This window comes from Phyllobacterium sp. YR620 (assembly GCF_900104165.1).
GTDB lineage: Bacteria > Pseudomonadota > Alphaproteobacteria > Rhizobiales > Rhizobiaceae > Phyllobacterium > Phyllobacterium pellucidum.
In genome coordinates this window covers 1008458-1029689 of record NZ_FNJP01000001.1, presented here as the reverse complement: position 1 = coordinate 1029689, position 21232 = coordinate 1008458, and the positions used below count along the sequence as shown (strand labels likewise).

The 21232-nt window shown below is 60.3% G+C and carries 20 protein-coding genes; 8 read left to right on the top strand and 12 right to left on the bottom strand.

Annotated elements, in window-relative coordinates:
* Positions 1-92 precede the first annotated feature (92 nt).
* The gene (locus tag BLR72_RS04825; RefSeq protein ID WP_091945643.1) at positions 93-1094 is read left to right on the top strand and encodes a bile acid:sodium symporter family protein; all 1002 of its coding nucleotides are present in this window, start codon (positions 93-95) and stop codon (positions 1092-1094) included.
* Positions 1095-1108: 14 nt separating this feature from the next.
* On the opposite strand, the gene BLR72_RS04820 is transcribed toward BLR72_RS04825, so the two are convergent.
* From BLR72_RS04820 to BLR72_RS04805, 4 genes are all read right to left on the bottom strand, one after another.
* Positions 1109-2491, bottom strand: a complete 1383-nt coding sequence (locus tag BLR72_RS04820) for a virulence factor family protein (RefSeq protein WP_091945640.1) — start codon at positions 2489-2491, stop codon at positions 1109-1111.
* Complete coding sequence (gene mprF, locus BLR72_RS04815; protein WP_091945637.1) at positions 2488-5118, bottom strand: bifunctional lysylphosphatidylglycerol flippase/synthetase MprF; 2631 nt, start codon at positions 5116-5118, stop codon at positions 2488-2490. The genes BLR72_RS04820 and mprF overlap by 4 nt, the downstream gene beginning before the upstream one ends.
* Positions 5119-5304: 186 nt before the next feature.
* Positions 5305-5838 (bottom strand): hypothetical protein, encoded by a 534-nt coding sequence (locus BLR72_RS04810; RefSeq protein WP_091945634.1) that lies wholly within the window; start codon positions 5836-5838, stop codon positions 5305-5307.
* Between the two features lie 208 nt (positions 5839-6046).
* Positions 6047-6742, bottom strand: a complete 696-nt coding sequence (locus BLR72_RS04805) for a fumarylacetoacetate hydrolase family protein (protein ID WP_091945631.1) — start codon at positions 6740-6742, stop codon at positions 6047-6049.
* Positions 6743-6878: 136 nt separating this feature from the next.
* Here BLR72_RS04805 and BLR72_RS04800 point away from each other — a divergent pair, with 136 nt between their 5' ends.
* Positions 6879-8144: a glucoamylase family protein gene (locus tag BLR72_RS04800; protein ID WP_091946588.1), complete on the top strand. Its 1266-nt coding sequence runs from the start codon at positions 6879-6881 to the stop codon at positions 8142-8144.
* A 127-nt stretch (positions 8145-8271) separates the two neighbouring features.
* Positions 8272-9174, top strand: coding sequence for a diacylglycerol/lipid kinase family protein (locus tag BLR72_RS04795; RefSeq protein ID WP_027231610.1), 903 nt, complete (start codon positions 8272-8274; stop codon positions 9172-9174).
* A gap of 52 nt (positions 9175-9226) precedes the next feature.
* On the opposite strand, the gene BLR72_RS04790 is transcribed toward BLR72_RS04795, so the two are convergent.
* From BLR72_RS04790 to BLR72_RS04755, 8 genes are all read right to left on the bottom strand, one after another.
* Positions 9227-9670 carry a hypothetical protein gene (locus tag BLR72_RS04790; RefSeq protein WP_036814356.1) on the bottom strand — a complete coding sequence of 148 codons (444 nt, stop codon included), beginning with the start codon at positions 9668-9670 and terminating at the stop codon, positions 9227-9229.
* A 120-nt stretch (positions 9671-9790) separates the two neighbouring features.
* Entirely contained in the window at positions 9791-10663 is an 873-nt protein-coding gene (locus BLR72_RS04785) for an alpha/beta hydrolase (RefSeq protein WP_244506639.1), read from the bottom strand.
* An 11-nt stretch (positions 10664-10674) separates the two neighbouring features.
* The gene (locus BLR72_RS04780; protein ID WP_091945625.1) at positions 10675-12294 is read right to left on the bottom strand and encodes an NTP transferase domain-containing protein; all 1620 of its coding nucleotides are present in this window, start codon (positions 12292-12294) and stop codon (positions 10675-10677) included.
* A complete protein-coding gene (locus tag BLR72_RS04775) occupies positions 12291-13004 on the bottom strand; it encodes an XdhC family protein (RefSeq protein WP_091945622.1) in 714 nt (237 codons plus the stop codon). The genes BLR72_RS04780 and BLR72_RS04775 overlap by 4 nt, the downstream gene beginning before the upstream one ends.
* 2 nt (positions 13005-13006) lie before the next feature.
* Positions 13007-13342 carry an XdhC family protein gene (locus BLR72_RS04770; RefSeq protein WP_175492266.1) on the bottom strand — a complete coding sequence of 112 codons (336 nt, stop codon included), beginning with the start codon at positions 13340-13342 and terminating at the stop codon, positions 13007-13009.
* 17 nt (positions 13343-13359) lie between these two features.
* Positions 13360-14637, bottom strand: coding sequence for a vWA domain-containing protein (locus tag BLR72_RS04765; RefSeq protein WP_244506616.1), 1278 nt, complete (start codon positions 14635-14637; stop codon positions 13360-13362).
* Positions 14627-15574 (bottom strand): AAA family ATPase, encoded by a 948-nt coding sequence (locus BLR72_RS04760; protein ID WP_091945617.1) that lies wholly within the window; start codon positions 15572-15574, stop codon positions 14627-14629. The genes BLR72_RS04765 and BLR72_RS04760 overlap by 11 nt, the downstream gene beginning before the upstream one ends.
* Positions 15575-15581: 7 nt before the next feature.
* Positions 15582-16037, bottom strand: a complete 456-nt coding sequence (locus tag BLR72_RS04755; RefSeq protein ID WP_051615011.1) for a flavin reductase — start codon at positions 16035-16037, stop codon at positions 15582-15584.
* Between the two features lie 225 nt (positions 16038-16262).
* Between BLR72_RS04755 and BLR72_RS04750 the strand changes: the two genes are divergently transcribed.
* From BLR72_RS04750 to purB, 5 genes are all read left to right on the top strand, one after another.
* Entirely contained in the window at positions 16263-17342 is a 1080-nt protein-coding gene (locus tag BLR72_RS04750; protein WP_091945614.1) for a branched-chain amino acid ABC transporter substrate-binding protein, read from the top strand.
* Complete coding sequence (locus tag BLR72_RS04745) at positions 17342-18349, top strand: P1 family peptidase (RefSeq protein ID WP_091945611.1); 1008 nt, start codon at positions 17342-17344, stop codon at positions 18347-18349. The genes BLR72_RS04750 and BLR72_RS04745 overlap by 1 nt, the downstream gene beginning before the upstream one ends.
* Before the next feature lie 70 nt (positions 18350-18419).
* Positions 18420-19085 carry a ribulose-phosphate 3-epimerase gene (gene rpe / locus BLR72_RS04740; RefSeq protein WP_091945608.1) on the top strand — a complete coding sequence of 222 codons (666 nt, stop codon included), beginning with the start codon at positions 18420-18422 and terminating at the stop codon, positions 19083-19085.
* Positions 19082-19819 carry a DUF2259 domain-containing protein gene (locus tag BLR72_RS04735; RefSeq protein WP_091945607.1) on the top strand — a complete coding sequence of 246 codons (738 nt, stop codon included), beginning with the start codon at positions 19082-19084 and terminating at the stop codon, positions 19817-19819. Before rpe ends, BLR72_RS04735 begins: the two co-directional genes overlap by 4 nt.
* A gap of 90 nt (positions 19820-19909) precedes the next feature.
* Positions 19910-21214 carry an adenylosuccinate lyase gene (purB, locus tag BLR72_RS04730; protein WP_027231621.1) on the top strand — a complete coding sequence of 435 codons (1305 nt, stop codon included), beginning with the start codon at positions 19910-19912 and terminating at the stop codon, positions 21212-21214.
* The last annotated feature ends 18 nt before the right edge of the window (positions 21215-21232 follow it).

Sequence of the window (21232 nt, the reverse complement as noted above, 5' to 3'; positions counted from 1 at the left end):
CTCATGCGTGTGCAAATATGATTGTCCTCATCGTTTCGGGACTGGCCTGCGTATGTTAGACGGACGCGTTGTATTCACGAATGGAAGTCGCAATGCGTCGCTTTTTGCCTGACAATTTCACGCTGATGCTGGTCGGGGCCGTGATCCTGGCCTCGTTCTTTCCGATCAGCGGCGTAGCGGCGGATTATTTCGGCATCGCGACCAAGATAGCGATCGGCATACTGTTCTTCCTGCACGGCGCCCGCCTTTCACGCGATGTCGTCATTGCCGGCTTCCTGCACTGGAAACTGCACCTGACGATTCTCGCAGCGACCTTCGTCCTCTTTCCGCTGCTTGGTATTTGCGCCGGCATTCTGGTGCCAGCGATACTGCCGCCGGCGCTCTATTCCGGCATTCTTTTCCTGTGCGTGCTACCCTCGACGGTGCAATCGTCGATCGCATTCACCTCGATCGCCGGCGGCAACGTGCCCGCAGCCATCTGTTCCGCCTCTGCTTCGAACATTTTCGGCATGTTCCTGACGCCATTTCTGGTCGGCCTGCTCTTTTCGACGGCAGGCGGCCATGGCGGATTTTCGTTCGACGCGCTGCAGTCGATTCTCCTGCAATTGCTCGCGCCCTTTGTTCTCGGGCAGATCCTCCAGCCATTCATCGGCAACTTCATTCGCAGCCAGCGCAAGCTGCTGATGCCGTTCGATCGAGGGTCGATCCTGATGGTGGTCTACCTGGCGTTCAGCGAATCCGTGACCGAGGGGCTGTGGCATACGATCTCGATTCGTGACCTTGCCGTCGTGATCCTGCTCGACATTGCAATCCTTGCCATCGTCCTTGCGGTCACCATGTTCGGCAGCCGCTGGGCCGGATTTTCACGCGAGGACGAAATTGCAATAACCTTCTGCGGCTCGAAGAAGAGCCTTGCCAGCGGCATTCCCATCGCAACGGTCATTTTTGCCGGGCAAAGCATCGGCAGCATAGTATTGCCGCTGATGCTGTTTCATCAGATCCAGCTGATGGTGTGCGCTGTCATCGCCCAGAAATATGCGGATGCCGGAAAGCGGGCCCGCGCGAAGGAAGCACATCCCGCCGCGCAGACCTGACGGAAAATCCAAGACTATTTGGGCTGGCGCGCCGCGATCGCCTGCATCAGCTTTGCGGCCAGCATGTCGTACTTCTCGTCATAGTGGTGGTCGCCCTGAAGTTCGATTTTCTCGACTGAGGCAAGCGATGGATCGTTGCACGCCGTATCGTCTTCCTCGGAACCGTAAACGCATAAAACCTTGTCGAGCGGCAGCTTGGCAACCGCGGGCGCAACCTCGTTGTCGCCGCCGAGCCCGAGCCATGCGCCGACCGACACCTGAAACGGCGTCGTCTCTTCCGTGCCGATCAGGCCGATCATCCGCACCCGGTCCTGCAATTGCTGGGGCATGGATGGCCATGAGAAGGGGATGGTGTTGGCACCAAATGAATAGCCGAGGAGAACCACCGGCAGTTTGCCGGATGGATCGGCTTTCGCGACGATCCGGCCGATATCCTTGGCGATGTCCTCGGGCTTGCGCAGCGTCCAGAAATAGCGAAGCGAATCGACGCCAACGACATGAACGCCTTCCTTGGCAATGATGTCGCCGACCGACTTGTCGATATCGCGCCAGCCGCCATCGCCCGAGAAGAAGACGGCGAGATATTTAGGATCGCCGTTTGTTGCCGGCACGTCGATGATCGGCAGCGACTCAGCCGAAGCATCTTCCTTGGCGATTTCGACTGCCGCGTCCGCCGCGATCTGCAGCCGCTCGGGACGCGTTGCGCCGAGCTTTTCCTGCGCGAGGAAAAAGCCGGTGCTGGGTGGGCCCTTGGGGTCGGCGTCCGGCTTCTCGCGCACGATCGTTGCCGGATTGGGCAGATCGGCATCGTAGGAGTAGCTGAAGCCGTCATTGCCCACGGCCTCATAATCGGCGCCCTCGCAGGACGGAAGCTTGGTCTTGAGCCCGACCGAGGGATCGATAACGACCGCTCCCGCCAGGGTTGCCGCCGGCGTATCGGCCACCGAGGCATAGGCCATCACGGCGCCCTCGCCGATGCCAACGACTACCGGATGCATATAGGTATCGACAGCGATCATGCGCTGCGCCTCCTTGGCAATGCCTTCGAGGTCGGAGACGAAATAAGTGCAATCGCCGGTATCCTGATCGAGTTCCTTGCGCCACTTCTCAAGATCGACGGTCAAGACCAGAAAGTTGCGGTCGAGCAGGAGCTTGCTCAGCGCTTCGTCGTCGGCAGCCAAGCCACCTTTTTGCGAAACGACGATAGCGATACCCGACGGCTTGCCATCCGGCTGCAGCAACGGCACGTCCGTGAGCCGTTCGGACGAAACAAGAATGCGCTTGCCTCCGCCGCCGAACCCGAACCGCGGAAGGTAGTGAAGTGCTGCAGAAAGACCGATACTGACGATCAGCAATGCAAGAATGACGAGCAGGGTGCGCCTGCGCAGGAATTTCATCGTTTAAAGACCTCAAAGGGGCTGCCGCTCACCAGATTCGTCGCATCAATGAGCGAGCGGGGCGTCGCGAGGCCCGGTGGGCAAATCAGGTAATAGGGTGTCCATTTCGGGCCGAACTTATCCTTGAAAGCGCGCAATCCGTCAAATCGATAAAACTCGGCGCCGCGCCGGTAGATAAAGGAGCCGATCCGGTTCCATCGCGAGGCAAGATGACTGTCGGACAGACCCGACAATGGCGCCGCACCAAGATTGAACCAATGATAGCCCTCGTTCTTTGCCGCCATGAGCAGATTGGCAAATAGCCCGTCCATGACGACGCTGGAGGCATCCGGTACATGGCGCATCAGGTCGACGGCAATTTCTTCCTTGTTGGCGCCGCGCCACATATTGGCGAATGCGACGATCTTGCCCTCCTTGCGCAGGACACCGACGTCGAAATTGGCAAGGTAGGCGTTTTCAAACGAACCAAGCGAGAAACGCTTCTCTGAACCCGATTTCATCTCGAGCCAGGCGTCCGAGACCTCGCGCAGCTCGTCCATGATGTCCGGCGTATTCTCCCTCGCAATGACCTCGAATGTTACGCCCTCTTTTTCGAGGCGGCGCGCCGCGTAACGCAGCGGCTGGCGCTTCGAGCCCTCAAGCGAAAAGTCGGTCAGGTCTACGCGTGCAACTTCGCCAAGCTTCAGCGCTGTCAGGCCCATATCGAGGAAAAGTGGCAGCCTTTCAGGACCTACGCCATAGAACACCGTGCGCGATCCCGTTCGGTCGGCAAGACCGCGAAACGCCCAGGCGAGATCCGATATGACGGTCCCGTCGTTGCCCACGGGCTCGCCCATCGAAACAAGACTTCCGCCGGAGCGGGCATACATGACGAAACCCCTGCCCTGCGGATCCATTAGGAAGCGCTTGTCACCGAGCAGTGCCAGCGCATCGGAGGCACGCGGCGATGTGGCGACGACCTCGGGCACCTGATCGGGAATAGGCTGGGCCTTGAGCTTGCTGCGGCCGACGCCATTGATGACCGTATTGATCGTAACGGCTGCGAGAATGGTGAGGACGAGCACCGTCGCCCGCAAGAATCGCGAGGCCTGGGCATCCCAGGCGAACTCCCACCAGAGTTCGTTGGCATATTCGACATGGTGATAGGCAAAGAATCCGAGCCAGATTACCGCAAAGGCCGTGGTCCCGATGCTGGCGAGCCAGCCCCATGTGAGTGTGAAGCGTTCGTTGAGCGGCCTGCGATAGAAGGAATCGCGGAACAGGAGCAGCGTTCCCGCCATCAAGGTCAACATGAGCGCTTCTTCCCAGGCGAGACTCTTTGTAAGCGCGAAGATCGCGCCTAGGCTGAACAGAATGAGGGCGAGAAACCAGGCGCGCCAGAGCCGCCGGGCCAGGCCGCGAGCAACGATGAGCAACGCGAGGCCAACGAAGCTCGCGCCAAGATGCGACATTTCGAGAAACGGCATGGGCAGGATGTCTGCCAGCACTTCGAGGCGGGAGTGCAGGCCGGGAATGACCGCCGAAATCAGGAGAACGATGCCGCCAAGGAACGCGATGCCGGCTGAAAGCGGCGGTATCAGCGGCTCGAACATTCGCGCAGCCATCATCGTCGGCGCGGCGAGCAGATGGCGTTTGCGCAAAATCTCGGAAACGACGAAACCGGCGATCGCGATCAGAAAAGGGATAAGCGTATAAATCAGGCGGTAGGCGACCAGTGCGGCGATAGCGTCGGGATTCTGGCCAAGGCCAAGGCCGGCAATAATCGTCGCTTCGAAAGCGCCGATACCGCCTGGTGCATGGCTGACGATGCCGAGCGCGACTGCGACCACGTATACGAGCGCGAAGGCCGGAATGCTTCCAACCGAGCCCGCAGGCAGGAGAACGTAGAGCGTTGCAGCGGCGGCGGCGACATCGACAAGTCCGGCGATGATCTGCAGCAGAGCGCCCTGCGACGACGGGAGGCGTACCGACATGCGGCCGATCCGCAGCGTACGCTCGCGGCGCGACAGCCAATAGAGAAGCACCGCGACTGCCACAAGAATTCCCGTGCCAATCACCTGATCGACGATGGGGCCGAACGAGACCACCCACGGAATGCGTGTCGGGTCGATGACCAATGCAACGGCGATGAGGATCGTAAACGCGAACCAGATCGCCAGCCACGACGTGCCGATGATGCGACCGATATCGGCGATATCGATCCCCTCGGCGGCATAGACCCTGTAGCGCAAAGCTCCGCCGGTCAGAAGCGAGAAGCCGAGTGCGTTGGAAATGGCGTAGCCGGCGCCGCCGGCCATGGCGGAAATGTGATAGGGAACGCGTTTCGGCGCAATCGTCTCAACTGCAACAACGTCGTAAAGTGCAACGGCGGCAAAGCTGACGATCGTGAAAACAAGCGCGACCAGCAGCGTGCTTGTCGGAATGGCATGCAGCGACCGCTTCACGTCATGCAGCGAAATCTCGCTGGAAAAATGGGCGAGGACGAGCAGGCTGACGATGGCCACGCCAATGCCGAGCGCGGCGAACATCGCCGATCTGGCCTTCTTGCCCCACCAGGGAAGGCGAGACTTCGCGCGGGCTTCCAGCCTTTGCATCTGTTTTTCGTGGTCTGCGACAGCCGTCGTCATGGGTTATTCCAAAATCAGAATGGATCTGAAGGAAGCGAATTGCACCGTTTCAAGGTTGGCGCATTAGCCCTGCAATAATGGCGGGATTGAGCCCAGAATAAAGGCTAAATAATCTTTCATCTTCCGGTGGCCCGGATGACGATATGCGATCAGTTATTACAGTCTTACTGGGAGATCAATCTTGGATCATGCCGCGTCGAGCAATAGTTGCCGATGGCTCCCCGGCGCACGCACGCGGCCGACGGCCTTTCGCGGCGGGTTGAGACCCATTCCCTTGGCAATGGCGGTTGCTACCGAGTTGCTGTTCTGGATCAGGAAAGAGTAGCGCAGATCCGATTGCCGGATACGGTTCGCTACATCGATTGCCGCCCGCCAGCGCGCAGCAATCGTCGCGTAGCTGCCCTCCAGCATCATCGTCGTGCGCGAAGTGGGCCGCACGTAAAATTCCGGGAAATAGACGAGATCGCGCTTGGCATAGTCGGTGACGACAGCAGTCAGCGCGCCGCCAATCGCGCAATAGTTGAAACTTCCATCCGGATTTGCGGCGCCACCGTTGATTTCAAACAACGGACGCCCGGCCTCATCTGTCCAGACCACAAAGTTGTGGCTGGCGATCCCGCCGAATCGCGGGATGGGATAGGCGCCAAACAGAATGCGGTGTTCCATCAAATCGGTGCTCTGAGATACGAAATAGAAGAAGATGGATCTCAAATACCTCATTTATTTTCAAACACAAGGCCGCGAAGCTTCACGGAAATGCGAGGGGATTTCGCTTAGCCGGCACATATTTGCCTAAGCTGCGCCAATAGCGTGGAAATCCCCGCAACGGCCGGAGAGATTCCGCAAAGAATTATTTTCGCCGTCGCTATCTATCTCGGAAGAAACAAGTTCGGTTCGTTGGCAAAATTGTGTTGGGTTGCAGGCCGCCCTAGACGACCCGAACCTGAATTTCACCGACTCCATCAACGCCGCCATGCATTTCATCGCCGCGTTGCACGGCGCCGACACCGGCCGGCGTGCCGGTAAAGATCAGGTCACCCGGCTGCAGCGTGAACAGTGTCGAGAGGTAAGAAATAGTCTCCGGAACCTTCCAGATCATCTGGTCGAGGTCGCCGCGCTGGCGTTCGGTCCCGTTCACCTTCAACCAGATGGCGCCGGCAACCGGGTGGCCGATCGCCGCCGCCGGCACAATCGGCGAGCATGGCGCCGATGCCTCAAACGCCTTTCCGACCTCCCAGGGGCGGCCGAGCTTCTTGGCCTCGCCTTGCAAGTCACGCCGCGTCATGTCGAGCCCGACGGCATAGCCGTACACATGATCCAGCGCATATTCGACGCTGATGTCGGAGCCGCCCTTGGCAAGCGCCACAACGAGCTCCATTTCGAAGTGAACATCGTTGGTCGCTGTGGGATACGGAAAATCGCGCCCCTCGGTCAGGAGACTATCAGGGTTCTTCTGGAAGAAGAATGGCGGCTCGCGGCTCGGGTCATGTCCCATTTCGATGGCGTGGTCAGCATAGTTGCGTCCCACACAATAGATGCGGTGAACCGGGAAAAGCTTGTCCAGACCGGCCACGGGCAATGCCGGTTGCGGAAGCGGGTCAAAAACAAAACGGGCTTCAAACATCTATTCGCCTCTTTCGGGTTTTACCGGCTGCGCCTTCTCTCTCGGCGCCATGCGTACTATAGAGTCGAGACGCCCGCCTGATGCAACCCGGCATATGCAGCGGCATAATGCCCTTGGCAAGGATATTGCGCCTCCCATGCATCTTCGATTTGACTCGGCCCCAGCGTTTCATGGCGAGGACAGCGATGAAGCACTGCTTGAGCGGGTGCAGCGCGCAAGCTTCGGCTATTTCTGGGATGGCGCGCATCCCCATAGCGGTCTTGCCCGCGACAGGTCTGGCCGGACAGCTGATCCGAACAATGACCTCGTCTCGATAAGCGGCTCTGGCTTTGCATTCGTGGCGATCATTGTCGCCCTCGAACGCGGCTGGATCAAACGCCGGGATGCGCTTGCCCGTTTCGATGCAATGGTATCGACCCTCGAGCAAGCGACGCGCTACCAGGGCGTCTATCCGCATTTCATCAACGGCCGCGACGGCTCGACGGTCCCCTTCTCGCGCCTCGATGACGGCGGCGATCTGGTCGAAACGTCATTGCTGTTCCAGGGGCTTCTCTGCGTCCGCCAGTATCTCGCCTCGCAACATGCGGGGAGCTTCGACCTGAGGGCCCGGATCGATCGTCTCTGGCGCGCGGTCAACTGGAGCGCACACATAAAGCCCGGAACGAATGCGCTTTACTGGCATCACAGCCCGAAACATGGCTGGGCGCGCAATGTGCCGATCCGCGGCTGGAACGAAGCGCTGATTACCTATGTTCTCGCCGCCGCCTCCCCCGAATACGCGATCGAACCCCGGATTTACCACGAGGGATTTGCTGGCAACGGCGCAATCGCCAACGGGCGCGAGTACTATGGAGTAACGCTGCCGCTGGGTCCGGCCTATGGCGGCCCCCTATTCTTTGCCCATTACTCCTTCTGCGGCCTCGACCCGCGCGGCCTCAAGGATCGCTACGCCGACTACTGGGAACAGAACTGCAATCACACGCGCATCAACTATCTGCACAGCTTGGAAAAAACCCAATCCGACGATTGTTGGGGGCTGACTGCGAGCCACGCGCCCAAGGGTTACGCCGTCAGTTCACCGGTTTCCGACATGGGTTTGATTGCACCGACAGCGGCCCTGAGCAGCCTCCCCTACACGCCTTACGAGTCGATGCGGGCGCTGCGCCATTTCATGGCTTTGCCGCAAGGCCGGATTGCCGGACGTTTCGGGTTCGTCGATGCCTTTGCACCGGCGCGCAACTGGTATGCCCGGACCTATCTTGCGATCAATCAGGGGCCGATCGTCGCCATGATCGAGAACCACCGCAGCGGGCTGCTTTGGGAACTCTTCATGAGCGCGCCGGAAATCAGGGATGGGTTGCGCAAGCTTGGCTTTGTCAGCCCGCACGTGTCACAGGTGTAGGCCATTATGGCCGTCAATGCCCTACGAAAGTCGAGGAACGAAAACACGCCTGAGGGATTGTTTTTAGTGGGGCAATTGACCATCTTCCGCTCACCTCGCCGCGCTTCCCGCTGAACAAGGATCAGACATGAAAGTCCATGCCGTTTTCAACCGCGATGGCGGCACCTTTCGCACGATGGACATGGAAGCGTTCGCAGCGACGGCAAAGTCCATCTTCGAAAGCCATGGGCATACGTTCGAAAGCGAGATCATCCCGGGCAAGAAGCTTATCAAAGCGCTTGAACGCGTCTGCGCCGAGCCGGGCGATCATGTGCTCATGGCCGGCGGCGGTGACGGTACGATCTCCGCAGCCGCGGACTTCGCATGGAAGTCGCAAATACCCCTCGCCGTCCTACCAGCCGGCACGATGAACCTTTTCGCCCGAGCACTTAAGATCCCGCTCGACCTCAACGCTGCGCTTGAAAGTCTTGCGACCGGCTCGATCGAAGCTGTCGATATTTCAACGGCCAATGACGAAAGTTTCGTCCATCAGTTCTCGATCGGCTTCCAGCCGCAGATGATTCAGGTTCGCAACACTCTGGAATATCGCTCGCGTTGGGGCAAGCGGCTCGCCAGCATGCGTGCCTTTGCCAAAGCCATGGGCCGCCCGCCTAAATTCCTCGTTCGCATGGTCGTCGACGGAACCACCATCGAGCGAACCGTTTCCGCCATTTCCGTCGCCAACAATGCCTATGGCCACGGTGTCTTGCCGGTTCCCGAAGTCGTCAACCGTGGCGAGCTCGGCGTTTATATTGCTGGAAAATTGACGCCGGCCGCCCTTCTCAAGCTGGCCTTCACGGTGCTCACCGGCTCGTGGCGCAGCAACCCGGACGTCGATGAAGTTGTGGCCCGAAAGGTCGAGCTGCACTTCCCGCACCTGCGGCGCGGCGCCAAGGCCACGATCGATGGCGAACTGATCCCCCTGCCGCGCGACGTCAAGATTGCCGTTCGCGCCGGCGAACTCAAAGTCCTTGCGCCGAAGCTTCCCTAATGAAAACAGCGCGGCCATGGCCGCGCTGCTGAAATTATAAAGGAAAGACCGCTTAGCTGCTGGTTTTCTTGTTCTTTTTTGCCGGCGTCGCAGCGGGCGCTGCCGCTGGGGCCGGGTTCGTGGCCTTGCGTGCCGCAGCCTCGTCGGCTGCAGCCTGGTCTGCGCTCTTCGGCATGGTGTCGACGATCGAGCGGACCTTGCCCTTGTCGGTTACGGTGCACATGGCATCGCGAATATCCGCTTTGAGGCGCACCTGGCTTACGCCACCGCCCATCGATTCCGCTTCAACGGCCTTGATGTTGCTTTCGGAGAGGAAGTATTTGACTGCCGCCGCCTGGATGCAGGGTTCTGCCAGTGCTGAATCCACCGGCGGGCGAACCGGCGCGAATGTGGGGATCATCGGAACCAGTGGAGGCTGGCCGGTCGTGGAGCATGCTGCCAGGGGAATAAGAACCGCCAAAGGGGCAATTCGGCTCAGTATTTCAGGCAGGCGCATGGGTCTCTCCGCAAAGTCTCATCGCAGTATTGGATATAGGCCGGAAACTATTCGCTTTTCGCCATTTGTCTAGTGGCACAACTGCCACAATGGGACTTTATTGCCACAACACCAGGACACTCAGGGTGCGACCGACAGCATCCAGTTTAACGCGCCGCGCCAGTCCGTCATTCGGATAGGCGTGCCGTGGTTGCCGCTTTCAAACCGGGTAAAGCGCACGGGATAGCCTTTGGCGGAAGCCCGGATCTGCTGGTAGAAGGCTTCCTGCTTGTCGATGGCAAAGACAGGGTCTCGGCTACCGTGGCCGAAGAACACCGGTATGCGGCGCTTGAACGAAGCGGAGCCGATGAAGTGATCGTCCCAAAGTGATCCGAGGATCAGCAAACCGGAAATATCCTTTGCCGCCTTTGGATCGTCCGCAAGCCGCCAGCATAACATTCCCCCCATCGATCCGCAGGCAACGAACAGTTTCGCTTGCGGCGACTGCGCCTTGAAATGAGCAATCAAGCCAGCAACCTGCGCTGCACCCTTGTCGCCGAAATCGGTGAAATCCGGCGTGAGGTATAGACCGTTGTTCCGGTCCATGAGGTTCTTCAGCCGATTGAAATTGCCGCCGAACGTGAAATCGTTCATCCCCTGCTGCCGATTTCCGCCCTGCCCGTGCAGGTAGATCGTGATGACGGCCGGGCTGTCGAGATTGCCCACGGCCATGACCTTGACCGACCCGCTGTCGGTCGTGACCACGAGATCCTTTTGCGAGCGTTTCGGCTGCAAGGACACATAGTTCGGCTTGACCCGCCGTTCCGGCACCGTGTCGCGGCCATTGATATCCCGCAGTTCATTATAATCCACAACCACATAGTCGCCGCCATCCGCGCTTTTGAGAAGACCGGGATAGGCAAACAGATCGTCCTTGTACGGATCGAGCTGCACGGCGGAAACGGGCGCGGTGAGGCACAGCAGAGCGAACGCGGCGAAGAGGATGGGTTTCAGCAATGTTAGTCCTAAGGGTTCGGCAGGGCGATCGTGCCGCCGGCGCGATTGAGCATGTCCGGCGTGTCGACATCAATAGCCGCTGCCTCGCCAAGTTCAACATCGATCAGCGGAAAATCGCCCCGCTCGATCAGATGACGGGCACCGACATCACCGGCAAGCGTGAAGACTTCGTCAAATAATTGGCGTGGCAAAAGCACGGGGTTGCCGCGCTTACCATCAAAGGTCGCCCGCACGATCGACTGACCCCCTGCCTCGCTGAAACGCCTGATCATCGTCTCAACGTGCTCGCTCGAAAGCGCCGGCATGTCGGCAAGCAACATCAGGACACCGTCCGCCGAAGCGGGCACATGCCGGATCGCGGTTTGCAGCGAGGATGCTAGGCCGCTCGCGTAATCCTTGTTGAGCGCGATGACGACATTCAGGCCCTCGAGCGCCGCGCTACATTGCTCGGCCATATGGCCGAGAACGGCAATGACCGGACGCCCGCCCGCTTCGATCGCAGTCAGGGTCGAGCGCCGGATCAAAGGCATGCCGGCGAAAGTCGCGAGCAGCTTGTTTGATCCGTTCATGCGTGTCGACTGTCCCGCCGCAAGCACCGCGATCGCCACATCGGCGCGCGACGCGGCGGGTCGCGGATCACGCGGCTGCGGCCGAGATGTTATCTCCATAAGCAAGCCCCCTACGCCCATGCCGATGACATCTTCCTTCGTGACGGGCACATTTGCCATGAGGCGCTCGAGCACCCAGTCGAAGCCATTTTCCTTTGGACTGCGCGCACAGCCCGGCGCACCAATGACCGGCTTGCCGCCGAGTTCGCCAAGCACCAGGAGATTGCCTGGGTCGACCGGCATGCCGACATGATGCACAACGCCCCCGGCCTGCCTGATGGCCGCCGGCACGACATCGCCGGCATCGACCACCGCGGATGCGCCGAATGCGATGACGATGTCGTTCGATCGATGCAGGTCGCGAATGGCCTCCGCAAGCGCGCTTTCGGAATGGGTGGTCCGCCGCTCGGCCGTCAGTTCACCATGATTTCCGGCTATGCGCGCTTCGATGACGCGGCGGGTCTTGTCGAGTACGCTCGTCTTCACCGACGGCAAGGTCGTCTGGGCCAGGCCGACGCGCGCGCCGGTAAAGGCATGGACGCCAATCGCCACGCGCCCGCGCGCCAGCATTGCGATGCGATCAATGACTTGCGCCGGAACTGCAAATGGAATGATCTTGATCGTCGCAACCATTTGGCCGAGTTCAACACGCTCGAATGGTTTCAAGGTTGCAATCGTTGCGGCCGGATCAACCGCATTGATGGCATTGACGAGATCGGCATCGACAGCAAAAAGCCCGGCTTTTTCGGCGTAGCAGTTGACGCGGCCCGTCGTTGCGGTCCCCAGCCGGACATTGAATACATCAAGCGATTTGGTGATTTGCTCGGCCGCGGCGTTCTCTTCGAGATCGCCGCTTTCCAGCCGCGCCGCAATGACGTGCCTGACGCCTGCGGCCCGGAGCCCCGTGATATCGGCGGCTGTAAGCATATGCCCCTTTTTCAGCTTGAGCCCGCTCGCGTGGGTTGAGTGGGCGAGTATCGCACCGACCGCATCGTCGAGTGGCATTTCACCGAATATCATGCGGTTCGGTCCAATTGCTGCAATGGCTGCAGTTCGCGCGCACGGAATGTCTTGACGACCTCGGCGATAATCGCGACGGCGATCTCCGCGGGACTGGCGGCCCCGATATCAAGTCCTATTGGCGCGCTGATCCGGCTGATCTGTTCGTCAGCAAGCCCCAGAAGCTTGAGCCGCTCCACCCTCTTTGCATGTGTTTTACGGCTGCCGAGCGCGCCGACGTAAAAGCAGCCGGATGTCAATGCAGCCGCGAGCGCCGGATCGTCGATCTTCGGGTCATGTGTCACTGCGGCCACGCCCGTATAGGGGTCGAGCGGGCGGGCTTCCAGCACGTCTTGCGGCCATTCGGCGTGAAGCACGACATCCGGAAAGCGCTCCTCGGTCGCAAAGGCCGTGCGCGGATCGATGATTTCCATGTCATAGCCGGCAACCTTCGCCATGGGCGCCAATGCCTGGCTGATGTGGACCGCTCCGATAACAACGAGGCGTGGCGGCGGCAGATGCACATTCAGAAAAAAGGACCGGCCATCCACATCGGCAATTCCGGACCGGCCCGACAGGAATGCAGTTCGAACCGCGTGGGCCAGCGCACCGGCGACAGGATCGCCCTGACGGATCACCCGGTCGCGGCCATCCCCAATATCAGTCAGGAGGATCGCGGCGCGGCGTGCGCGTCGCTCTTCGTTGAGTTTCTTGAGGCAAAAGGGATCCACGATCAGCCCAGCCGCTCCACATAAACCCTGATGCGTCCGCCACAGGAAAGCCCGACCTGCCATGCCGTTTCATCGGCAACCCCGAACTCGAGCATGCGCGGCTCGCCGCTCTCGATCACGCCCATGGCCTCAGCGATAACCGCGCCTTCGACGCAGCCGCCCGATACCGAACCTTCGAAATTGCCGGAGCGATCGATGACCAGATGGCTGCCGACCGGCCTTGGCGCCGACCCCCACGTTTCGATGACGGTCGCGATGGCGACATCCCGGCCATCGGACATCCAATCCTGCGCGGTCATCAGCGGATCAAGTGTTTGTTGATTGGATTCCAGCATCATCGTGCCCTCCAGCAGGCTCAATATGGGTGCGATCCCGGCGCATGGGAAGGGGTCGCCCGGGCGAGCCAGCGTTTCGGATCGTCGTTGCGCTCGCGCGGCCGGCCGAGCGCCTTGCACAGATCGTCCAGGGCTTCAAGGTTATGCACGGCGCGAAAGTCATCGACATAGGGAAGCATTGCCCGAACGCCCCGGGCGCGCGGCTCGAAGCCTTCAAAGCGCAGCAAGGGATTGAGCCAGATCAGACGCCGGCACGATTTCGACAGCCGCTCCATCTCCGCTTCGAGTTCGATTGTATCCTCCCGCTCAAGACCATCGGTAATGAGCAGGACCACGGCGCCCTGGGTCAGGACGCGGCGCGACCATTGCCTGTTGAATTCATGCAATGTCTCACCGATGCGCGTGCCGCCGGACCAGTCCTTTACAACATCGGTGCACCGCGCAATGGCATCGTCAGGATCGCGGTAGCGTAATGGCCGCGTAATGTTGCTGAGACGCGTGCCGAAGACGAAGCAATGAACACGCCGTCGCCTCTCCATGATCGCATGCATGAAATGCAGAAAGATGCGCGTGTACTGGCTCATTGAGCCGGAAATATCCGCAAGCACGACGAGCGGCGGGTGGACGACGCGGCGCGAACGAAACTTTGGCAGGATGAGATCGCCTCCCGTGCGCAGACTTGCCCGCATCATGGCCCGCGGGTCGATGCGTCTCCCACGCGGATCGCTGCGGTAGCGCCTGGTTTCGACCTCATCGAGCGGCAGGGTGAGTTCGCTCATGGCGCGTCGCGCCCGACCGAGCTCAGCGGCGCTCATCTGCGCAAAATCCTTGGCCCGCAAGACTTCCTTGCCGGAAAATGTAAAGCGGGCGTCGATATCGATCTCTGGCGGCCGTTGACCCGGTTCTGGCTGACCATTGCCCCTGAGCAACGCCTCGGCGACCCGCGCTTCCGCTGCCCTTGACCGTTCCCGGTCCTGCGCCATCGCGACCGGGGAGAACATTGCCAGCATCTTTTCGATCAGTTCACGTGAGCGCCAATAAAGGCGGAACGCCTCATCGAATGTCGCATGGTCCTCGCGGCGCGTTACGAAAACACTGTGCAGTGTCCAGTAGAAGTCATCCCTCGATCCGATGCCGCCGATGAGCACCGCCTGGATTGCATCCTGGACGGAGGCTGGACCGACGCGCATGCCTGCCTTGCGCAGGGTCCGGGCGAAATAGACGATATTGTCCGCAAGATGACTGCCCGAACCCGCCGCCTGCGGTGATGGTTCGAGCGCCGCCATGTCAGACGGCATTCAAGCTGGCGGCCGATTGGCGTATCTCCGACTTGACTTCGTCAAGGATGCGGCGCCCTTCGCCGCCGGCGATGCGGGCAATATCGTCCTGGTATTTCAGGAGCACGCCGATCGTATCGGATACGGCTTCGGGATCTAGGGCGAGCTTGTCCATCTCCGTCAGGGCCCCAGCCCAGTCGATGGTCTCGGCTACGCCAGGCAGCTTGAAGAGGTCGACTTCGCGCAGCTTTTGGACATAGCGGACGATCTCATCCGATAGGCGCTCATTGGCGGCCGGCACCTTGCGGCGGACAATTTCGAGCTCGCGTTCCGCCGAGGGGTAATCCACCCAGTGGTAGAGGCAGCGCCGCTTCAGCGCGTCATGGATTTCACGTGTACGATTGGTGGTTATGATGACAAGCGGCGGCTCATTCGCCCGAATGGTGCCAAGCTCCGGGATCGTAACCTGATAATCCGACAGCACTTCAAGCAGGAAGGCTTCGAACGCCTCGTCCGTGCGGTCGAGTTCATCAATCAGGAAGACCGGCGCTTTACCCTGCTCGCCCGAAAGCGCCTGCAGCACCGGCCTCCGGATCAGGAACTTTTCGGAAAACACGTTCCGCTCGATCGCATTCTTGTCGATGACGCCGCTTGCCTCGTCGAGCCGGATCTCGATCATCTGCGCCGCATAGTTCCACTCGTAGACCGCCGAGGATACGTCGAGGCCCTCATAGCACTGCAGCCGGATAAGCGGACGGCCGAGGGTCGTCGCCAGCACCTTGGCGATCTCTGTCTTGCCGACTCCCGCCTCGCCTTCAAGAAACAGCGGCCGCTTCATGCGCAAGCTCAGGAACAAAACGGTCGCCAAGGCCCGGTCCGCAACGTACCCGCCGGATTCGAGCAGGGCCAAGGTGGCCTCGATCGATTGCGGCAGGGACGAAACGGCTTGCTTGCCCATGCTGGTCCTAGTCTCCGGCGGAGTGGTACGATCGGTTGAGATAGATCAGGGATTTGGCCGGATCACCCATGTTGAGCGCCGTCACCTTGCCATAGATCACGTAGTGGGTGGCGACCTCGTGCGTGGCGACGATGCGGCAGTCAAAGCTTGCCAATGCATCGACGAGAACGGGCGCACCTGTCTGCAACGTGTGCCAGTGGCCGAGGGAGAACCTGTCCTGCTGCGCAAGATCGCCCCTGCCGGAGAAGGCTTCGGACAACGCCTGCTGGCCAAGCGAGAGGGTGTTCAGCGCAAAGACCTGGTTTTCGATGAAGAGATGATTGAGTTCATGCTCGCGGTTGAGGCAGACGAGCATCGTTGCAGGATTGTCGGAAACGGAACAGACAGCCGAAACCGTCACGCCACGACGTCCGGCCGGACCATCGGTCGTGATAATATGCACGGCTTCCGCGAAATGGCTCATCGCATTGCGGAACGCGAGCGGCTCGATCTTCTGATCCTTGGCTATAAGCAAATTTTCAATTCCGTATCTGCAGCATCAGTATCGCAACAATCGCCACAACCAAAGAGTGCGGACAAATTTTTGTTCGATCCTATTATTATATAGACCCCAATTGCGCGGAATGAAGGAAACAGTTACCGAAATAATGTAACTGGTTACCATACAACACGAAATGGCCCGCTCTTGATGAACCGCTTGCTACGCGCCGCAACATTCCTTGGCCTTCTGGTCTCGAGTGTCGCACATGCGGAGGACAGGATTGGCGTTATTGCGCCGCTTTCGGGTCCCTTTGCGCGCCTCGGCATGCAAGTGGTCGATGGCAGCACCGTGGCGGTAAACACTGCCGGAAAAGGCCAGGCGATATCGATCACCACCGCCGACGACAAGTGCGACTCAGCCGGTGGCGAGGCCGCTGCGAGGCAAATGGTACAGGCCAACGTCATGATCGTCGTCGGTTTCCTTTGCGCCGACGCATTGGAGGCCGCCTTGCCGATCCTCAACCAGAAGGGCATCCCGGTCATAAGTCCGGGGGTGCGGTCGCGAACACTGACCGAACGGCGAGCCGAGCAACCCTATGCAGTTTTCCGGCTCGCCCCGTCCGAACAGAGTGAGGTAACGGAAACCGGCGATATTCTTGCGCAGCTATGGCATTCCACACCCTTCGCGATCATTGACGACGGCACCATCTTCGGCCGTGAACTTGCCTCCGGCGTGCGCGCACGGCTTGAGGAGAAGGGGCTGAAGCCTGTTTTCGCCGATACCTATCGCCCCGGCCTCGACAATCAAAACGCACTGGTCGGCCGGCTCAAGCGCGCGGGCGCCACGCAGGTTTTCGTCGGCGGCGAGCGCGACGACGTTGCAGCCATCGGGCGCAGCGCCGTCGCCCTGTCCTACCCGCTCACCATCGTCAGCGGCGAGGCGCTCGGTACTGTCGGCAACGGCAGCGACCTTGCCGCCGGAACCCTGATGATAGCCCCGCGCGACGCGGAAAAGCTCGACAGCGCCCGCAACGCGAAAAACGCTGTCGAACTTGCCGGGAAAGTCCCGGAAGGCTACGTCATACCGGCCTATGCCGCGACCGAGATCGCCTTGCAGGTTCTTGCCGGTGCGCAGGCGCAGCCGGGTTCCCTCAGCGAACTCCTGCACAAGAATGCTTTTAAGACAGCGCTGGGCACCGTCCAGTTCGATGCCCTGGGCGAGCGGATTGCGGATACTTACTGGGTACAGAAGTTCGACGGAACGCAATTCGTCCTGGAGGCGAAGTGATGGCCGGCGTTAAGGCAGGTCCCCGCAACCTCATAACCGATGTGGCTGGCGTGCGTGTCGGCAACGCGAGCGACGAAAAGGTAAAGTCCGGCACAACCGTGATCCTCTGCGATACGCCGGCGTCCGCCGCCGTGCAGGTTCTCGGCGGCGCCCCGGGAACGCGTGAAACCGACCTTCTCGAACCGCACAACACGGTTGGATCGATCAACGCGCTTGTACTGTCGGGTGGCTCTGCTTTCGGGCTCGACGCAGCCTCGGGCGTTCAGGCGGCGTTGCGCGAAAAGGGTGTCGGCTTCGAGGTCGGCGGTCACCGCATTCCGATCGTTCCGGCTGCGATCCTCTTCGACATGATGAATGGGGGCGACAAGGATTGGGGACGCTTCCCGCCCTATCGCGAACTTGGCTACGCCGCCGTCCAGTCGGCATCGCCCGCATTCGAAATCGGGACCGCCGGAGCTGGTACCGGCGCCACGGTGGCCGGATTGAAGGGCGGGCTCGGCTCAGCCTCTTCAATGCTGGCGAGCGGCGCAACCATCGGCGCGCTCGTTGCGGTCAACGCGCTTGGGTCGGTGACGATTGGCAGAGGCAAGCATTTTTGGGCCGCGCCTTTTGAAATGGGCGCGGAGTTCGGCGGTCATGGCCTGCCCCATCCGCTTCCCGCCGACACCAGTGAGATTAGAACCAAATTCAGCGAAGCAGCGGGCTCGAACACCACTCTCGGCGTCATCGCGACCGATCTTGTGCTGACCAAGGCGCAGGCCAAGCGCCTGGCTATCGCCGCCCATGACGGCTTTGCCCGTGCCATCTGGCCTTCCCATACGCCATTTGACGGCGACCTCATATTCGCACTTGCGACCGGCACGAGCGGCCGCATGCCGGAGGTTGGTGAATTCATCGATCTTTGCGCGGCAGCCGCTTCGACCATGTCACGGGCGATTGCCCGCGGCATATATGCCGCGACGCCAGCCGCGAACGATCCCTATCCGGTGTGGAAATCGCTGATCTAGACCGGTTTCGGTTGTGCCACCGGAACGCGCATGGTAACGGCGCGCAAGTTTTAAATTCCGGAGACTGAACATGAGCCGTCCGCTCGTCATTGCCCCATCCATTCTCGCGTCGGATTTCTCGAAGCTCGGCGTGGAAGTAACGAGCGTCCTCGACGCGGGCGCCGATTGGGTGCACATCGATGTCATGGACGGGCACTTCGTTCCGAACATCACCTTTGGCCCGGAGGTGGTCAAGGCCATCCGCCCGTTGACGGACGCGGTTTTCGATACGCACCTGATGATTGCACCCTGCGATCCATATCTTGAAGCCTTCGCCAAGGCTGGCTCCGATATCCTCACCGTTCATGCAGAAGCCGGCCCGCACCTGCACCGTTCGCTGCAAACGATCCGCGCACTTGGCAAGAAGGCTGGCGTTGCGCTGAACCCCGCAACCCCGGAATCGGCCATTGAGTACGTCCTGGACGATATCGACCTCATCCTGGTCATGACGGTGAATCCTGGCTTCGGGGGCCAAAAATTCATCCACGAGACGTTGGAAAAGATACGCAAAATCAAAGCGATGATCGGTGATAGGCCGATCGATCTTGAAGTCGATGGCGGCGTCACCGCCGAAACCGCAGCGCTTGCCACGGCGGCCGGCGCAAATGCCCTGGTTGCCGGATCCTCAGTATTCAAGGGCGCATCTTACCGCGATAACATTGATCTCATTCGCAATGCCTGCGTGAATAGCGCGTGAGCCCGTATCGCCGCCTTGCCATTGGTTTGCTGCTCGGCCTGTTTCCAGGGGCAACTGCATCATATGCGGGCGATGCGGCGAAGCTCAATATTCTCGGCTTCTCCAAGGATGGCGGCGTTTTCGCCTTCGAGGAATACGGTATTCAGGACGGTTCCGGCTTTCCCTATGCCAACCGGTTCTACATCGATACCGCAAACGACAAGTTCCTGCCAAAGACGCCGGTGCGCGTCCGCCTCGACGATGAGCATTCTTCGCTCGAAGAGGCGCGCGACAAGGCTGCGCGGGATGCGCAGGGCCTGACATCGCTCACCGACGTTGAGTTGCAAGCAAACATCGGCTTTACCGTAGCTTCGAATCCGGTAACGGAGCTTTCTGCCGATCCCTTTAAGGTAAGGGTGAACCCCCGGCCGATTTTTCCGGCGCTTGATCCAGCCCTCACCATCACGCTGGAGGAAATCGCCGCGCCGGCAAGCGAGATGTGCCAGAACATGGGCGATATCAAGGGGTTTCGCCTGACACTTGCCGACGGCAAGCCCGGGGCTGCGCCGCAGTTCCTCCATGCCGACGAAACGGTGCCGACAAGCCGGGGCTGTCCGCTCGGTTACAGCATCGGCGCCGTGCAAACCTATTATCCTCAAGGCACATCGCCGGTTGTTGCAGTTCTTGTCGCCATTAGGGCGTTCGGCTTCGAAGGCCCCGATCACCGCTGGATGGCAGTGACCACGCGCCGCTAGGCAAGCCGACGACAAAAACCTGCGTTGAGCGATCGGCAAAGGTCTGATAGACCGCACTCAACTTTTAATTCTTCGCCGACAGGAACACATATGATCCCGCGCTATTCGCGGCCGGAAATGGTCGCCATCTGGTCCCCGGAAACGAAATTCCGCATCTGGTTCGAAATCGAGGCCCATGCCTGCGATGCCCTTGCCGAACTCGGAGTCATCCCCAAGGAAGCGGCGAAAACCATTTGGGAAAAGGGCGGCAAGGCAACGTTCGACATCGACCGCATCGACGATATCGAGCGTGAGACCAAGCACGATGTTATCGCGTTCCTGACCCACCTTGCCGAGATTGTCGGTCCGGATGCGCGCTTCGTCCATCAGGGCATGACGTCCTCGGACGTCCTCGACACCTGCTTCAACGTGCAGCTGATGCGCGCAAGCGATATCCTTCTCGCCGACCTCGACAAGCTTCTCGCCGCGCTGAAGACCCGTGCCTTCGAGCACAAGGATACCGTCACGATCGGGCGCAGCCATGGCATCCATGCCGAGCCGACCACCTTTGGCGTGAAGCTCGCCCAGGCCTATGCCGAGTTCGAACGCTGCCGCAGCCGCCTCGTCGCGGCGCGGGCCGAGATCGCAACCTGCGCCATATCCGGTGCCGTGGGGACATTCGCCAATATCGATCCATACGTTGAAGAACATGTGGCCAAGGCATTGGGAATGCAGCCGGAACCAGTTTCGACACAGGTCATTCCGCGCGACCGCCACGCCATGTACTTTGCCACCCTTGGCGTCATCGCTTCATCGATCGAACGGCTGTCCGTTGAAATCCGCCACCTGCAGCGCACCGAAGTCCTCGAAGCCGAAGAGTATTTCTCTCCCGGCCAGAAGGGCTCTTCGGCCATGCCGCACAAGCGCAATCCCGTCCTCACCGAGAACATGACCGGCCTTGCCCGCATGGTCCGCGCCTTCGCCCTGCCGGCGATGGAAAATGTTGCACTTTGGCACGAACGCGACATCTCGCACTCGTCCGTCGAGCGCATGATCGGTCCGGACGCGACAATTACGCTCGACTTCGCACTGGCCCGTCTCACCGGCGTCATCGAGAAGCTTCTCGTCTACCCGGACAACATGCTCAAGAACATGAACAAGTTCCGGGGCCTCATCCACTCGCAGCGCGTGCTGCTCGCCCTCACCCAGGCCGGCGTGTCGCGTGAGGATTCCTACCGTCTGGTGCAGCGCAACGCCATGAAGGTATGGGAACAGGGCAAGGATTTCCTCGAAGAGCTTCTCGCCGATGCGGACGTGCGCGCGGCCCTGCCCGAAGAGACAATCCGGGAGAAGTTCGACCTCGGCTACCATACCAAGCATGTCGATACGATCTTCAAGCGCGTGTTCGGAAACTGATGCAGCAAACGCTCGACC

Coding starts and splice junctions, on each gene's coding strand:
- BLR72_RS04780 (WP_091945625.1), bottom strand. CDS start 12,294: ATGATATTCGGTGAAATGCCACTCGACGATGCGGTCGGTGCGATACTC.
- BLR72_RS04755 (WP_051615011.1), bottom strand. CDS start 16,037: ATGAGCCATTTCGCGGAAGCCGTGCATATTATCACGACCGATGGTCCG.
- rpe (WP_091945608.1), top strand. CDS start 18,420: ATGAGCCGTCCGCTCGTCATTGCCCCATCCATTCTCGCGTCGGATTTC.
- purB (WP_027231621.1), top strand. CDS start 19,910: ATGATCCCGCGCTATTCGCGGCCGGAAATGGTCGCCATCTGGTCCCCG.
- BLR72_RS04745 (WP_091945611.1), top strand. CDS start 17,342: ATGGCCGGCGTTAAGGCAGGTCCCCGCAACCTCATAACCGATGTGGCT.
- BLR72_RS04795 (WP_027231610.1), top strand. CDS start 8,272: ATGAAAGTCCATGCCGTTTTCAACCGCGATGGCGGCACCTTTCGCACG.
- BLR72_RS04760 (WP_091945617.1), bottom strand. CDS start 15,574: ATGGGCAAGCAAGCCGTTTCGTCCCTGCCGCAATCGATCGAGGCCACC.
- BLR72_RS04800 (WP_091946588.1), top strand. CDS start 6,879: ATGCATCTTCGATTTGACTCGGCCCCAGCGTTTCATGGCGAGGACAGC.
- BLR72_RS04805 (WP_091945631.1), bottom strand. CDS start 6,742: ATGTTTGAAGCCCGTTTTGTTTTTGACCCGCTTCCGCAACCGGCATTG.
- BLR72_RS04765 (WP_244506616.1), bottom strand. CDS start 14,637: ATGCCGTCTGACATGGCGGCGCTCGAACCATCACCGCAGGCGGCGGGT.
- BLR72_RS04750 (WP_091945614.1), top strand. CDS start 16,263: ATGAACCGCTTGCTACGCGCCGCAACATTCCTTGGCCTTCTGGTCTCG.
- BLR72_RS04825 (WP_091945643.1), top strand. CDS start 93: ATGCGTCGCTTTTTGCCTGACAATTTCACGCTGATGCTGGTCGGGGCC.
- BLR72_RS04770 (WP_175492266.1), bottom strand. CDS start 13,342: ATGATGCTGGAATCCAATCAACAAACACTTGATCCGCTGATGACCGCG.
- BLR72_RS04790 (WP_036814356.1), bottom strand. CDS start 9,670: ATGCGCCTGCCTGAAATACTGAGCCGAATTGCCCCTTTGGCGGTTCTT.
- BLR72_RS04810 (WP_091945634.1), bottom strand. CDS start 5,838: ATGAGGTATTTGAGATCCATCTTCTTCTATTTCGTATCTCAGAGCACC.
- mprF (WP_091945637.1), bottom strand. CDS start 5,118: ATGACGACGGCTGTCGCAGACCACGAAAAACAGATGCAAAGGCTGGAA.
- BLR72_RS04820 (WP_091945640.1), bottom strand. CDS start 2,491: ATGAAATTCCTGCGCAGGCGCACCCTGCTCGTCATTCTTGCATTGCTG.